The following is a 15171-nucleotide window of genomic DNA, read 5'->3' on the forward strand; positions in this document are numbered from 1 at the left end:
GAAAATTCAGAACCTTTTGCGCAACACTAGTGTTAAAAACTAAAAATAAGAAATTTAGCTTTCTTCGTTACCCCTATCCATAACATCTCCACAAAAATATATTAATTTCGATGCCCATTTTTTAATGATTCTCTCTCTACTTCTTTTGCAGTTTCTGTACCAATTGGTAAAATAACAGTTTCCATTAAATGCTCATTTCCCTCTGCAAAGGCATGTATAGTAACATACCAAATCCCTGCTTCAAATTTACCTTTAAATTGATAAACTCCATTTTCGCTTTTTAAATCCTCCGTAAAATGAATATCCCTTTCCAGTAGATCAAATTGTAAACTTACTTTTGAATCTTGAATAATATTGTTTTGATTATCATGAAGTGTAATGTTTAGAATTCCTACTTGATTTGGCTGAATAAACTCGGGATTCGTTGTAATATTAAGGGTCACATCATCTATTTGTTCTTCATCGACTTTACCAAAAACTTCAGTAAAGGAATCAATTTTAGTATTTTCATCTAAAACATAATGATAATCTATATTCCAAATACCTTCCATTGGTAATTCAATTTTAGCAGTATAATAGTTTTGTTCTTTTGATAGGTTTATATCTTCAATATTATGATCCATATTTTGCATCTTTAAATCCATTATAATACTGAAGTTTTCTTCATTTCTTAGGTTTTCTGGAACTGATAATTTAGTTGTTAGTACCCCATTCTTATATATATGATTGGTTTCGATATTGTTAAGCTCTTCAGCAACACTTGATACTTGGTTTGTATCAGTATTACTACAGGCATTTAAAAACAAAAAAACTGTGAATAGAAATATATATATAAATTTCTTCATACTAATCTATCTCCCCAGAACAATAATAATTTCAGTGTCCTGATTTGCCATAGTAGTGATATCTGTTAGAATGGTATAAAGCCCATGAACAGTTTTTGTAGTTATAAGCTGATTGAAGACCACGGCAATTTGTATTACTTGTATAATCATTTTGACAGTCATAAGATAAGAAAGCATAGTCACAATCACTTCCTACAAAGTTTTTCCATGCCCTAGGATCCCAGTGATTATAGTATCTATGATTAGAAGCTGAACCATTGAATCGGTTACAGTGTACACGATCTCCTGGAGAGTGTTTTTGGCCCACCTCAGATCGGGTGCTTTTGTCTCTATTTTCTGTACTAATCATTTCACCATCCATTGACTTTACGAAGTCTTTGAAATCGATAGTCTTTACTAGATCTATAGTTCGGGATTTTTTCATATCATTTTTAACATTTGTTTTAATTTCTTGCCCATTAGCCTTAAATTGAATATCCAAATTAGCATCATCTTCATTTATTACGAATGTACCATCAGCAGTCAAATCAACCACTTGGTCATTAATAGTTAATGAGCCGTTTTGGGCAGGATAAAATTTCTCATAACCATTTTCAGTTTTTTTCCATCCCTCTTTTTCTACTTCCTTAAGAAATTCATCTCCCAATAGCTTTTTATCTTCTCCAGTAAGATCAATCTTCATAACTATTCCTGCTTTCCCCTGAACATTTCCGTCCTGAATAGCAGTTACTGGCTCTGCCGCATTAACTATACTAGCATTTAGTACTCCTGAAAAAATAAATAGTGTCGATAAAGCTGTTACAATACCATTTTTAAACCTTTTTCTAACCTTCATTCTTAATCCCCTCCTTAATTTTAATTGGTGTGATTTTACAAATTATTTCATTTTAATACAAATGGTCAACTACTTCTTTAAAACTCAAAAAAATTGAAAAAGGGAATCTGAAAAACAGGTAGGCCCTCGAAGGTTCGCCCTTGTCGTTAGAACCTTCATCGAAAAAAGTAGTATATATTGGGATGAATCCCTTCTCTGCCCTATATAATAATATTCCCGTTGGAAAATTTATGATTGACCATTTACATTCCTGATAAAAGCATTGCAAATACAAACATTAAAAATATCAAAAGCGATATTCCCAGTACTATGGGAGCTAGCCTCGATGTTTGTCCTTTAATTACAGAAATTATAGCAACAATTAAACCCATTGAAGCAATTAATAAGATAATAACTGATGCGAATGGCTCTGGTATTTTGGCTAGTAAGGTACTAAAAAAAAGAAGAAAAAAAAGTATCTGTAGTGAAAATGAAACTAATAATAATTTATTAATCATCTTTTGTCTCCTATAACTTGATTTTAAACCTTGCTAACTTCTTCATTCATTAACCAAAGAGGATAAAATTCTTTGTGGAACAAAATAAAAATAATGATTTCAAAATAAAACACTAATTTCTTCCTCTCATTTTGAAAAGTCTTTGAACAATTGTTGTACTCTCAAAGTATCTAAATAAGTGCTTTATATTTTACAAATCATCTTGTAGAAGTACAGAAATAACACCATATAACTTCTGTAGTCGAAGGATCATCAAATCAGCGCAAGCCTTTTTTTAATTCATACAACTCCTTTCTTATTTGGTTTTATATAGTAATCACACCAATTATATTGGGTTAATCAACGTTTTTTACTAGGTATTAATAGATTTGTGTAAATATTAATTTCTTGCTATTAATTAGGATTCACTTATAAAAACACATCTTGAATATTAAGATACATTTTTTTAATTTTTGTTTTTTTCAGAACACTTATATGTAATATAACAAATAGAACTTTTAAAACATCCGTATTTCCCGCAAATATTCTAACTTCATATATATTTCACATAATAATGCAGAATCACCTCAGTTATTGGAGATTAATAGTTTTGAAAAACATTTAATGGGTATATTATTCAAACTAAATCTTTAGTTTTTCTCTTATTATTTAATGACAATAGCGGACTTTTTTGGAGATGAAGATTGATATATAACCAAGGAGTGAATAGCGTGAATATTAAACTACTACTTGTAGATAATCGTCAATTAGTACTAGAGTGCTTAAAGCACAGATTAAACAAAGAACCCAATATTTGCGTGATAGGGACTCTTTCTAATCCTGAGTATTTACATCATGAAATAATCACTAACTCTCCGGATATTGTACTTATAAATTTGCAAATGGAGTTATCAAACAAAATTGATTTAACTAAACTATTAAAAAATATTCCACACTTACGAGTTATCATACTATCAAAGTGTAAATGTTCAGAATATATAAGATCTTCCTACAATGCAGGAGCTAGCGCTTTTATTTCAGAAGAAAAATCATTCCAAGAATTAATCTTTACTATTAGACAAGTATTTTTAGGTGACAAAAGGTTTCCTAAAGTTGAAAAAGATCAGATAGATAAAATGCTTACACCAAAAGAGTCTGAAGTATTAAAAAGAATAGCAGAGGATAAAACCAATATTGAAATTAGTGAGGAAATGATGATAAGCATAAGAACAGTTGAATATCATATCTCATCAATCATTAGGAAATTAAACGTAGAATCTCGAGTAGGTGCTGTCGTAACAGCTATTAAGCGAGGGTTGCTAAGTATTAAATAGCATACTTGTGCATACTTGTGTTTTTATTAATTTTTGATCTTATGAAAGGCTAATTCACACTACTAATAATTCACTAGTAATAACGTTAACACTAATATAAACGCAGTATAAAAGCACTCATCACTTACATAATAGTTTGGATTTTAAAAAATGGATATTAGGTGGTGTTTTGTTGAAGAAAGACATGATAAAAGTGATTTCTGTTTTTGGTATAGGTGCTATTTTAGTTTTATTGAATTGTTTTTTATAGTACTTCAGTAAGCAAAAATAAGAAGCCTTTTATTCGAAATGGATTCTTTTTATTTATCTTAAAATGTAGGCTAAAGAAGTGCTTTTAATTAAACTTTATTCCAAGCCTAAGTAGTTATAAATGGTTACTAAAAAACTACATACTGAAATCTTTCGGAGTACCAATGTCTTTAGGACGTTGCTTCAAAATGAAATGAAACTATTCCCTACAATCATTTAGAAGTTATAGTTCTACATATCTCTAACAAAGTATACTTAATATAAAAAAATGTCTGCTTAAGTTGTAAACAGACATTTTTTCCAGGGATTTTCCTTCGCCAGTAAGAGTGAATCAAAAGAATCTTTTAACACTTCGAATAACCAAATAAACTAATGTACGCGAATTCAGCTTCCTGAGGGCTGGGAATTTGAGCCCATGCTGAATCGTCTCCAAAGAAAATTGATTCATATCGCGCCTATCCAACCATAATCCATTTTTTCAGGAAATCCCTAATCGTTCACAAGTAACGGATGCAATTAAGTTTCTTCTTTCCCAAAATTATAGAAAGGTAAGTATTTTTTGGATGTATGTCTATTGAATAGAAATATGCTGATGACTAAAATGAAAAATAACTACATTTCAAACTTAGCCTTCATTTTGCTTTTTCCTAATCTCAACAATGTTCTTCCAGATTGCCCTATCAACTTTGGCAAAACTACGAATGCTAGGCGTTGTATTTACTTCAAATAATATAGGTTTTCCTTCAAGATTTATTCCAAAATCAATGCCATATTCTCTACAAGGACAGTGGGATGCTATTACTTCAGCTGCTAAAATTGAATCTTCTTTTAGAGAATCTATTGTTTGATCTTTCTTTGTATTATCCATCATCAAATAACCTGATAGTAATTCTTCAATCGATATTGCTTTAGAACCCCGATTTGAATTGACAATCCCATGATCCTCAGTTGCAACCCTTCCGTAAATTCCACCAATTACCCATTTTCCCTTTAGATTTTGAACATGAACACGAATGGATATTGAATCCCCATCAGGGGTGAGACTTTTGACCCCTTCCTGTATAATATAATTTCCGCTTAATCTACCGTGTTTCTCATATGGATGTAGAACTTGGTGGAAATCCTCAATTGCTGCTACACATTTACTTATTTCTTCACCTTGCATGGTAAATCCGTTAAAACAATAGTGTCCATCTTTTCTTTTGTAGATTTTATAAATTGCTCTTCCTTGTCCGGCACTATTATGTTTCACATAAATATACTCATATTTATTTAATAAATAGATTAGGTTTTCTAGACTGTAAAGTGTTGATTCTGGAATGCAGTTAGTTGTTAAAGGATTTTGTTTTAAAAGTAAGAATTGTTCCCATTTTCCAAGTCCATTTTTCAATAAACTCACCTCATTTAGTTAGATATTTTTATTTCTTTTTTATTAATAGTTTAGTCCTCTCCACTTATGGAGCTTACTGTATTGTATGCAAATAGATTTATCTCGCATGGGTAGGTGGGACTTGATAACGTGACTAATATCACCCATTTTTCTATTAGAGTCATAATAAATTTACTACACTAGAAAAGTAGCATTATGTTGTTTTCAATACATCCATTTTATTACTTTCAAAATCATTAGTTTCTAATATATTTGCCCCAATAATCTTTACTTTTAGTTATATAGATATGTCGAGTAGTATGGAGTTGGGGTATATTGAAAAAAAGATGAACTTTTTAAAAAAAATGGCTGTTTTCTCAAAGATTGTTGCTGTAAAACATCAAGACAAGTAGCCGGATGAAGAAGAGAAATTTCCTAGGAAAAGGATGCATCCATTTAAAGCAGAAAACGGCAGCAACAAAAAAAGAGTTAATCCCAACGAAGGTAGGAAATTAACTCTTTTTTATACTATAAATCTTGAAGTTCATTAACAGTGATAAATTTATAACCCTTATTTGAAAGTTCCTGTAGTATACCTTCAATTGTTTGGAGCGCTTTGCCCGTTTTATCATACATTGGATGCAGCAAGATAATCGAACCAGGTTCAATATTCTCAGTCACATATTTTACTTTGTCAGAAACCGTAGTGTAAAAAGTATCTGGTTCAAGGTTCCAAGTTATAGTTTTTCTTTTATGTTTATTTAGGTAATACGGCAACCCTATCAGCTTTTTCCCATTAGGTGGCCGAACATCAATTTCACCTTTGTAGCCTGTATTACGAATCAATTGATCTGTCTTTTCTATTTCATCTTTGTAATAAGAGGGTGTTTTGAAAATCATCCGATTATGCGAATAGGTATGATTCCCAATTTGATGTCCTTCTTCTGCGATTCTTCTTGCTTCCTCTGGAAATTTTTCTATTTCTGCACCTATCAGAAAAAAGGTAGCTTTAGCATTGTACTCTTCCAATAGCGGCAATATCTGATTTGTGTTATCCGCCGGACCATCATCAAAAGTTAAAGCAACTACTTTTTGATTCGTCTCTACTTGTTTGGTTAAGCCCCCAAATAACTGATACGTCCTAGAATTCATTAATTTATAAGTGCCTAGTAGTAGAAGGAAAACTAAGAGAATCCCTATCCCAATCAATACCAACTTCTTTTTCATAGCAATCCTCTTTCCATTCAGGAGTTTTAAATACCGTTTACCATTTTATCAAAAAGCGTTAGTCCTTCCAAATCAAAGGCAACAGCAACAGCCAAAAATATTCTGTATTCTTTTCTTCGTCAAAAATCCAATTTAGAAAGTTCTACCGAATACTGTTCTCCCTACCTACTTTTTTTAAGCAGTATTAAATAAAATCGTTTTGAAATTAAGGCTATTTTAGCATTCCTTATTAAACTATCCTACCCTGTTAGTGTAACAAGAAAGGTTAGTTGAAGAGCAACAATCTTTGCGAAAACAGCCTAAAAAAAAATATTCAAATAAACTTGAATTTTTAACAGAAGCCCATAACGGTCTTTCCGCAAAAGTTGTAGAGGAAGTCGGTTTTAAAGGGATTTGGAAGAGATTATTTAATCTGTTATAGATGGGGCGAGAGACGCTGAAAGCTGTTACGAAATAAAGAGAAATATAATCCTGGCTTGCGTGAGGACGATGTCTGTAGAAAGTGCATTCGAGGTGGTTGAAAAGAGGAAAAAGTTCCTTGGAAAAGGTGTAGTAGCAATTGACCTATATGCATCCGAAGAAGAAGGATTTTGTGAAAAATTCGTAGATCCAATCGCTTTAGCCAATATGGCTACAGCGTCACTATTCATGCGGTGAAACAGGAATTGGTAAAAACGTTCTAGAGGCTGTTGAACTGTTGGTGCTGAAAGATTAGGACACGGAGTATTTATTAAAGATTGTGCCGAGGCATATAAGAATGTGAAAGAAAGACAGGTAGTGCTTGAAATGTGTCCAACACGTAATGTCCAAACGAAAGCTGTTCATCATTATTCGGAATATCCGATTTATAAGTTTCATAAAGATGGAATAAAAGTGACATTTAATACGGATAACAGAACAGTATCAGATACGATAAACTGAATGCTTTCTTCAAAAATATTAAAACGTTCTTTAGGGGATAAAACTAAAACTAATACTATTCCCCTTTACTAAAAGCTCCCTAATACCCAAAAGGCTTTCGGGAGCTTTCTGTCCGTTTATTGCTGTGATATCAACTTTGTTTTATCTATTTCACTCAGGAATGTTGCGCCGAGTAAAAGGATAGCGCCTAGTACTTGTAATGTCGTCATTTTCTCTCCTATAATCATCGTCGAAATCAGTAATGATGTTAGCGGATCAATATAGCTTAAAATAGCTATACTTTGCCCTTTTAGATGACGCATTCCGAAAAAGAACAAATAGAAGCCGATCCCAGCATGGACAATACCCAATGCTATAAGTAAACTAATTGATTTCATATCAATTTGCATTATTTGGAACCCATTGGTCCCAAAAAGATAAAGCGCAAGGAATAACGCTGCTAAAGCAAGCTGAATAATCGTATTATCAGGTTCTTTTAATCCACGGATATACTTATTGGTGAATGTAACTATTGTATAGAAACAAGCTGCAATAAGCCCATAGACAATTCCGATATAATGTTCGCTCGTTTCGGTAGTTTGACTTTGGACGATAAAATACAGGCCTACTAGCGCAACACAAACATAAAAGATTTTCCGTGCATATATTTTCTCTTTCAAAACGATTGGTGATAAACAAATTACTAGTACTGGAGCAAAATAGTAACTTAGCGCTGCATTTGCGATGGTTGTTTCCTTGTACGCTTGGAAAAGAAAAATCCAATTGCCGCATAAAGCAAAGCTCGAAAGTATCAATGGCCATTTATTTTGCAAAATAGTTGTTTTCGTAAATTTTTCTTTTTTAGAAAGGAACACCAAAAGTAAAAAACAAGAGCCAATAAGACTCATCCAAAAGGCTATTTCACTTGAAGGCAATTTAATGTATTTTGCAAAAACACCGACAGCGCCAAAAATAATCATTGATACAATAAAAGATAGTTTTCCGCTCATTTCTAATTCCTTCTTTCTACATGTATATAGTCTCCGATATACAGTAGAATCTATTGAGAATTAGCAAGCTTTTATCGAATGCCTAAACAGTAGATTCTACTGTAAAGACATTGTTGGGGGTGCTATTGTTCGATACATACTTATCCCTCCTTAACGAAATTAATTGTAACATATTTCTGAATATTCAATCTAGATACTATTTTTTGATAAGTACTAAAACGATAAAAATTAATTGAAAACTAGCATGCTAGATAAGTATAGGAGTTAATACAATGTACGGGAGAACAAAATTAAAAAGATTGGAGAAGAGACGATGGATACAAAAGAGCTAAGAAACGCCATTGCTGAAACATGTGAAAATTATGATAGCCTATATGCTCAGCTAGTAAAACCGATAAACCAATTATTAATCAATGTAGACGCTTCAATAAGTGAAGATACAGCGAATAAAATCATTGAAAACCTCAAGTTATTTTACAATGGAAATAAAAACATTACTGAATGTCACTTCGATGAGAGCGAAACCTTCTTAAAGGAAGGTATTGAACTTCTTCAGAACGGCGATCTTGCGAATGGCGCATTACAAGTTTACGGTGCCGGTTTAAACTTTGCCTGTTACAACCTAAAAATCCGTGAGCCAAAAAATGAAAATCCATACAATCATTTCGAAAAAAATTTTAGCCTTATTATAGACTCACTAAAAAAATAAGCGCAAGAAAAAAAGAAAGAGCAAATATTAAAAGGCTCTTTCTTTTTTAGTATGTCATTATTTAAACTCTAACTCTCCATCATAAGCAAGCATGCCGCCTTCAAGGTTTGTTACGTCAAAGCCTTGAGCTTCTAGGTATGCACAAGCATTTGCTGAACGTCCGCCTGCCTTACAAACGATAATGTATGGCTTAGAAGCATCTAATTCTTCTAAGCGCTCAGGGATTGTCCCAAGAGCAATGTGTTGAGCACCTGGGATCATGCCTTGTGCTACCTCATCCTCTTCACGAACATCAATAATGTATAGGTCTTCGTTCGCATCTAATAGTTCTAATACTTCTGTTGTATCCATAGATTTCATCTGTGTAGTCCTCCAATATGTCAATTTCCTCTTACATTATAGCCTGAAGGCAAAAAAACAGCTAGTGTCAAGAACACTAACTGTTTTACTCTAGTTATCTGTCTCTAAAAAATCCACTTGCTTCGCTGGAACAAATGTAGAAATAGCGTGTTTGTAAATAAGGTGTTGTTTGTTATCAGCATCTAGTAACATTACTGTAAAATTATCATAGGATTTCACAGTTCCTTTTAACTGAAATCCATTTAACAAAAACACAGTTACAAAAACATTATTTTTACGTAAATGGTTTAAGAATGTATCTTGCAAGTTAATTGATTTCATCAAATATGCCTCCCTATACTCTCTTTCTACCTATTCATTCCTATAGTAGCATGTTCTACCAATTTATCAATTAGTAATTTTTAGAAATTAATTAAAGTCTTTCGTTATTTTTAACAAAATAGACATCCATTTTGTTTCGGAAGTATGTTAGCTGTCTTTTCGCATAGCGGCGAGAATTTTGCTTTAAGCTGTCAATCGCCTCTTCTAAAGAGCATTTACCATCTAAGTAATCGTATAATTCTTTGTAGCCGATTGCTTGGATTGATTGCACACCACGAATATCTTTCTGCCATAAGCCCTTTACTTCTTCTAAAAGCCCTTTTTCCATCATTATATCAACACGACGGTTAATACGATCATAGAGCACTTCACGTGACATATTTTGCCCGAGCCCTAAAATCACATGATTGTACAGCGGAACCTCCCCACGATTGTGTTCTTCGGATGCCTTTGAGACGCCACTAAGCTCAATCATCTCTAACGCACGTATGACACGGCGAGTATTATTTGGATGAATTGTCTCCGCTGTTTGTGGATCAAGTTTTTTCAGCCTAGCATGCATCACCTCTGGACCTAATTTCTCCAGCTCATCATAATAGGCTTTTCGTGCCACCTCATCTACCTGCTCCTCTGTAAATTGAAAATCAAAGAGTACTGCCTGCACATATAAACCTGAGCCCCCTACAATAATCGGTAGCTTGCCACGCATTTGAATTTCTGCAATTTTAGCTCGTACTAATTTTTGATAGTCAGCTACTGAAAAGGGTTCTGTTGGCTCTTTGAAACTTAGTAAATGATGGGGTACACCCTCCATCTCTTCTTCCGTAATTTTAGCTGTACCAATATCTAAATCTCGATAGATTTGCATGGAGTCACCGTTGATGATTTCTCCATTATATTTTTTCGCTAACTCAATGCTTAGTGCTGTTTTCCCAGATGCTGTAGGTCCTACGATTGCTACGACCTCTGCCTGTTGTATTTTATTTTGTATCATATTTTTCTAACCACCGTAATAAAACTTGATAGACTGCCTCTCGATTATCCTCATTTAGGATTTCATGGCGCTTATCCTCAAATAAGTAGACCGTCACGTCCTGTATGCCTGCTTCTGTAAATTGTTCTGCAACAGCGTACACACCTTGACCTTGTTCTCCTACTGGATCTTTGCTACCACTTATCAATAATATCGGTAAGTCCTTCTTTACCTTTGCTATTTCACTTTTTCGATTTAACGACCTGAAACCTGTTGTTAAATCGACAAAAAATTGATTTGTTGGGATAAAGCCGCAATACGGATCATCTATATATTTTTCCACTTCGTCCTCTACTGAACATATCCAATCATAAGCAGTCTTCGAATTCGGGAACTGTTTATTAAAGCTACCAAAGCTCAGCTTATTTAATAACTTGCTCTCTGTCTCTTTACCAAGCTGTTTGGCTAATACTTTCGCTACTAAATTCCCCATCGTATGCAATGCTGTAACATTCCCTGTTCCACATAGAATCACATGATCCACTTGATCGCTGTACAATTGTATATATCTTCTAGTAATGAACGATCCCATACTATGACCAAATATAATTAATGGTACATCAGCAAATTGTTCATGCAAAAATGTTACTACTTCATGCGCATCCTCTACGACACGATCAAACCCATTTTGTTCAGCAAAAAAACCTAATGTGCCATTATAAGCAGCTGTTTCTCCATGCCCTCGATGATCATGCATTGTCACTGCGTAGCCCGCTTCGTTTAGGCTATTGGCAAATGTCACATAACGTCCACTATGCTCCGCCATCCCATGCAATATATGAATATGACCAATACATGGATTTGATGGCTTTAATGTTCGTGTAAACAGAAAATGACCATCTGACATTTCAATATAACGCTCCATTGCTTACACTCCTTCCTCTGCAAAATTTGTTGCATCTAAAATAGCTTGCTCTAGTTGAGCTACATAAGTATTTCTTTGTGACTCTGTATAGTGAAAATGTTGTTGCATAACTTGAATGACCTGCTGTTTATAACGTTTTACTGCATCAATATCGAAGTATAATAAGCCTGTTCGACGAATAAAGAAATCACTTGGCGTATACACCATTTCTGCTTCTATGCCATAAAGTAACATGGCATGTAAAACTAAAGGCATCGTACTTCCATGCTCATGTAAATATTTCACCTGGTTATATAATGCGTCAACATTTGTCCCATATTTTTGTACAAGCTGTTTTGCTTCATCATAATTAAGGCCATACTGAACGCCCTCTTTAGCTTTATAAGAACTATAATCAGGGAAATTAATGGCATTAATGCCCTTTGCACCGGAAAGTGATAACTCACGTGTCACACATGGACTTGCGTGCTTATATTTATGGATTTTCACAATTTTATCAACGATTGTTTCTGCCATTTGACGGTAACCCGTTAATTTTCCACCAGCAATTGTTATTAGCCCACTTGGAGCCGTCCATATCTCATCTTTGCGTGAAATTTCGGATGGATTCTTGCCTTTTTCATAAATAAGTGGACGCACACCTGCCCACGACGATTCAACCGTATCTCTTGAAATATTTGCAGTTGGAAACACTGTTTTTGCAGCTACAATTAAATAATCAACGTCCTCCTGGGTAGCGACCGGATGTGTAGGGTCTCCCTCGTAAACTGTATCTGTTGTTCCTACATACGTTTTACCATCACGTGGAATTGCAAAGGCCATACGCCCATCCACTATATCAAAGTACACGGCTTGCTGTAATGGAAAATCCTTTTGATCAAGGACAATATGAACTCCTTTTGTGAGACGTAATTGTTTTTTGTCTGCTACTTTATCCTTTTGGCGAACCTCGTCCACCCAAGGTCCAGTTGCATTGACGATTTGCGCAGCATGCACTTCCATTGTTTTCCCTGTAACATGATCCGTCACTTGTGCTCCAACAAGCTTTTTCTTCTCATATAAAAACCCTGTCATTTCCGCATAATTTAAACAAAGTGCCCCGTATTCCACAGCTTTTTTCAACACTTCAATTGTTAGACGGGCATCATCTGTACGATATTCAACGTAATAGCCACCACCAATAAGCTCATCTTGATTGAGTAAAGGCTCTAGCTCTGCCGTTTCTTGAGCGTTTAACATTGTTCTGCGTTCATGCTTTTTAACACCTGCTAATCGATCATATACCTTCAGTGCCATTGATGTTGTAAAAGGTCCAAGTGAGCCTTTCTTATATAATGGTAGTAACATCTTTTCAGGCGTTGTCACGTGAACAGCATTGTCATAAACAATTTCACGCTCACGCCCAACCTCGGCTACTACACCTACTTCAAGTTGCTTTAAATAACGAAGTCCACCATGAATAAGCTTTGTTGAACGGCTTGATGTGCCAGCAGAAAAATCCTGCTTCTCAATCAAAGCGACTGATAACCCCCTCGAGGCTGCATCAAGTGCTATGCCAGCACCAGTAATGCCTCCACCAATGACTAAAACGTCAAAGCTATATTGCTCTAAAAAATGCATAATTTTAGGACGATGCTCAAATGAAAACATACCTTTCTCCCCCATTTGCTATAAATTGAAAATACGTGTAACTTCTACTAAATATGCCATCCTATATAACTAACAATAATGTTAAGCATAGAAATTCTAATTCCACTTCAATTACATTACCCGTTTAAACATTTTTTCCACTTCATAAGATGTAAAATGAATAAGTACTGGACGTCCGTGCGGACATGTAAATGGATTGTCGGCATTGCGTAAATCTCGCAATAACACTTCCATTTGCTCTTTCGTTAAATAATAATTGGCCTTTATCGACTTTTTACAGCTCATCATAATCGCTGCCGCTTCACGTAGTTTTTTGACGTCCGCTTTTTTAGTTGTCAACACTTGTTCAATTAAGTCCTCAATAATTTCCTGTTCTTCCCCTTTAGGGAACCAGCTCGGATGCTCTCTCACGACAAATGATGCCTGCCCAAATTCCTCTAAAAATACGCCTACAGCTTCTAACTCCTGTCGATTTTCTCTTAAAATAAGAGCCTCGTCAGCAGCATAATGGAAAGTCAATGGCAGCAATAAAGCCTGACGCTCATTTGGGTTCACCTGACCGACCTTTTCACGGAAAAATTCATATTTAATACGTTCCTGAGCTGCGTGCTGATCAATTAAATAAAAGCCATCCTCCATTTGCGCAACAATATATGTGCCGTGAATTTGCCCTACCACTTCAAGTGCAGGGAATGGTTCCTTCGTAGGCTCATCCTCCAAAACTTCCATTGGCTCTTCTAGCGTCACTTCTTCTTCAGGACGATTCACTTCCATCACTGGTGTCGGTTGCCAGCTATCTTCAATAGCAGTAGGGACGGATTCAGATTGTGGCACTATCGGATCTAATGTGTTGGATTCCTGAACAGTTTGTACATCATAAAGCTTTTCTACAATAGCATTCATTTTCTCCACATTAAGCTTCGGTGCAGGTTTCCAAATATTTAACTGCTCCGTCTCAGACTTTGCCACTTTCTCCTTCTTCTCCATTTGCGGTACTCGAATAACATGGCGGATTTCCTCTCGTATCGTTTCCTCAATTAGCTTAAGAAGCTCAGGCTCCTTACTTAAACGTATTTGATGCTTGGCAGGATGAACATTGACATCTGTTAAATAAGGATCTCCCTCTATAAAGAGCGCTACAATCGGAAAACGTTCAATGGGCAAATACGTATGATAAGCATCTACAATCGCTTTTTGTATTAAATAATGCTTCACCCAGCGACCATTCACAAATAACGACATATAGTTTTTCGAGGCACGAGTCACCTCAGGTAGTGATACAAAGCCAGAAATTTTATAATCCTGTGATTCTCCACTGAATGCCACCATTTTCTTAGCATTATGCACACCGTAAATGGCCGCTAATACTTGCTGAACATCCCCTCGTCCATTTGTTTGTAACAATTGCTGGCCGTTATGCAGCAATCTAAACGCAATTTGTGGATTTCCGAGCGCAAGGCGGTTCATTAGATCAATTGTATGTCCAAGCTCGGTTTGTATTGTTTTCATATATTTTAATCGAGCGGGTGTATTGAAAAATAGCTGGGCTATTGTAAGATCTGTTCCCTTACGCAAAGGGCCAGGTTTATGTGTGGCGATATGCCCACCCTCAAGCTCTAAATACGTTCCTGATTCACCATTTGATGTAATCAGTGTCATTTTTGACACTGATGCAATGGAAGCTAATGCCTCACCCCGGAAGCCAAGTGTACGAATTCGAAATAAATCATGCTCCTGATGAATTTTACTTGTCGCATGACGAGAGAATGATATTAATGCATCCTCTTCGTCCATACCACTACCATTATCAATGACCTGAATTGAAGTGAGGCCCGCTTCTAGTAAAAAAACATCAATGGACGTACTTCCTGCATCAATGGCATTTTCAACAAGCTCTTTAACTACAGAGGCCGGTCTTTCTACTACTTCCCCTGCCGCGATTTTATTGGACAGCCACTCGTCCATAATTTGTATTTTTCCCATAGCGC

At 35.1% G+C, this 15171-nt stretch carries 15 protein-coding genes and 1 pseudogene; 5 read left to right on the top strand and 11 right to left on the bottom strand.

The window, feature by feature from the left end:
- Window positions 1-101 precede the first annotated feature (101 nt).
- Together ABNX05_RS10470 and ABNX05_RS10475 are read right to left on the bottom strand one after the other, a co-directional pair.
- Window positions 102-845, bottom strand: a complete 744-nt coding sequence (locus tag ABNX05_RS10470; RefSeq protein ID WP_349659673.1) for a FixH family protein — start codon at window positions 843-845, stop codon at window positions 102-104.
- A 31-nt stretch (window positions 846-876) separates the two neighbouring features.
- Window positions 877-1680: a hypothetical protein gene (locus tag ABNX05_RS10475; protein ID WP_349659674.1), complete on the bottom strand. Its 804-nt coding sequence runs from the start codon at window positions 1678-1680 to the stop codon at window positions 877-879.
- 234 nt (window positions 1681-1914) lie between these two features.
- Between ABNX05_RS10475 and ABNX05_RS10480 the strand changes: the two genes are divergently transcribed.
- Window positions 1915-2193: a hypothetical protein gene (locus tag ABNX05_RS10480; RefSeq protein ID WP_349659675.1), complete on the top strand. Its 279-nt coding sequence runs from the start codon at window positions 1915-1917 to the stop codon at window positions 2191-2193.
- A gap of 694 nt (window positions 2194-2887) precedes the next feature.
- Window positions 2888-3490 carry a response regulator transcription factor gene (locus ABNX05_RS10485; protein WP_349659676.1) on the top strand — a complete coding sequence of 201 codons (603 nt, stop codon included), beginning with the start codon at window positions 2888-2890 and terminating at the stop codon, window positions 3488-3490.
- Between the two features lie 874 nt (window positions 3491-4364).
- Here ABNX05_RS10485 and ABNX05_RS10490 read toward each other — a convergent pair.
- Together ABNX05_RS10490 and ABNX05_RS10495 are read right to left on the bottom strand one after the other, a co-directional pair.
- Complete coding sequence (locus ABNX05_RS10490; RefSeq protein WP_349659677.1) at window positions 4365-5129, bottom strand: YheC/YheD family protein; 765 nt, start codon at window positions 5127-5129, stop codon at window positions 4365-4367.
- A 507-nt stretch (window positions 5130-5636) separates the two neighbouring features.
- A complete protein-coding gene (locus tag ABNX05_RS10495; protein WP_349659678.1) occupies window positions 5637-6335 on the bottom strand; it encodes a polysaccharide deacetylase family protein in 699 nt (232 codons plus the stop codon).
- 489 nt (window positions 6336-6824) lie between these two features.
- Between ABNX05_RS10495 and ABNX05_RS10500 the strand changes: the two genes are divergently transcribed.
- Complete coding sequence (locus tag ABNX05_RS10500) at window positions 6825-6992, top strand: hypothetical protein (protein ID WP_349659679.1); 168 nt, start codon at window positions 6825-6827, stop codon at window positions 6990-6992.
- A gap of 51 nt (window positions 6993-7043) precedes the next feature.
- Window positions 7044-7256, top strand: a pseudogene (locus ABNX05_RS10505) (adenosine deaminase); the annotation flags it as partial.
- Between the two features lie 116 nt (window positions 7257-7372).
- On the opposite strand, the gene ABNX05_RS10510 reads toward ABNX05_RS10505, so the two are convergent.
- Window positions 7373-8245: a DMT family transporter gene (locus ABNX05_RS10510; protein ID WP_349659680.1), complete on the bottom strand. Its 873-nt coding sequence runs from the start codon at window positions 8243-8245 to the stop codon at window positions 7373-7375.
- 313 nt (window positions 8246-8558) lie between these two features.
- On the opposite strand from ABNX05_RS10510, the gene ABNX05_RS10515 reads away from it, so the two are divergent.
- Window positions 8559-8954: a hypothetical protein gene (locus ABNX05_RS10515; RefSeq protein WP_349659681.1), complete on the top strand. Its 396-nt coding sequence runs from the start codon at window positions 8559-8561 to the stop codon at window positions 8952-8954.
- Window positions 8955-9011: 57 nt separating this feature from the next.
- On the opposite strand, the gene ABNX05_RS10520 is transcribed toward ABNX05_RS10515, so the two are convergent.
- The 6 genes from ABNX05_RS10520 to mutL all read right to left on the bottom strand — a co-directional run bounded on the left by ABNX05_RS10520 (window position 9012) and on the right by mutL (window position 15166).
- Window positions 9012-9314 (bottom strand): rhodanese-like domain-containing protein, encoded by a 303-nt coding sequence (locus tag ABNX05_RS10520; protein ID WP_349659682.1) that lies wholly within the window; start codon window positions 9312-9314, stop codon window positions 9012-9014.
- A gap of 90 nt (window positions 9315-9404) precedes the next feature.
- Complete coding sequence (gene hfq, locus ABNX05_RS10525; RefSeq protein WP_349659683.1) at window positions 9405-9635, bottom strand: RNA chaperone Hfq; 231 nt, start codon at window positions 9633-9635, stop codon at window positions 9405-9407.
- A gap of 91 nt (window positions 9636-9726) precedes the next feature.
- Window positions 9727-10629: a tRNA (adenosine(37)-N6)-dimethylallyltransferase MiaA gene (gene miaA, locus ABNX05_RS10530; RefSeq protein ID WP_349659684.1), complete on the bottom strand. Its 903-nt coding sequence runs from the start codon at window positions 10627-10629 to the stop codon at window positions 9727-9729.
- Window positions 10616-11533 carry an alpha/beta fold hydrolase gene (locus tag ABNX05_RS10535; RefSeq protein ID WP_349659685.1) on the bottom strand — a complete coding sequence of 306 codons (918 nt, stop codon included), beginning with the start codon at window positions 11531-11533 and terminating at the stop codon, window positions 10616-10618. The genes miaA and ABNX05_RS10535 overlap by 14 nt, the downstream gene beginning before the upstream one ends.
- A gap of 3 nt (window positions 11534-11536) precedes the next feature.
- A complete protein-coding gene (locus ABNX05_RS10540; protein WP_349659686.1) occupies window positions 11537-13183 on the bottom strand; it encodes a glycerol-3-phosphate dehydrogenase/oxidase in 1647 nt (548 codons plus the stop codon).
- Between the two features lie 111 nt (window positions 13184-13294).
- Complete coding sequence (mutL, locus tag ABNX05_RS10545) at window positions 13295-15166, bottom strand: DNA mismatch repair endonuclease MutL (protein WP_349659687.1); 1872 nt, start codon at window positions 15164-15166, stop codon at window positions 13295-13297.
- Window positions 15167-15171 lie beyond the last annotated feature (5 nt).

The organism is Lysinibacillus zambalensis (genome assembly GCF_040183165.1).
Lineage (GTDB): Bacteria > Bacillota > Bacilli > Bacillales_A > Planococcaceae > Lysinibacillus > Lysinibacillus zambalensis.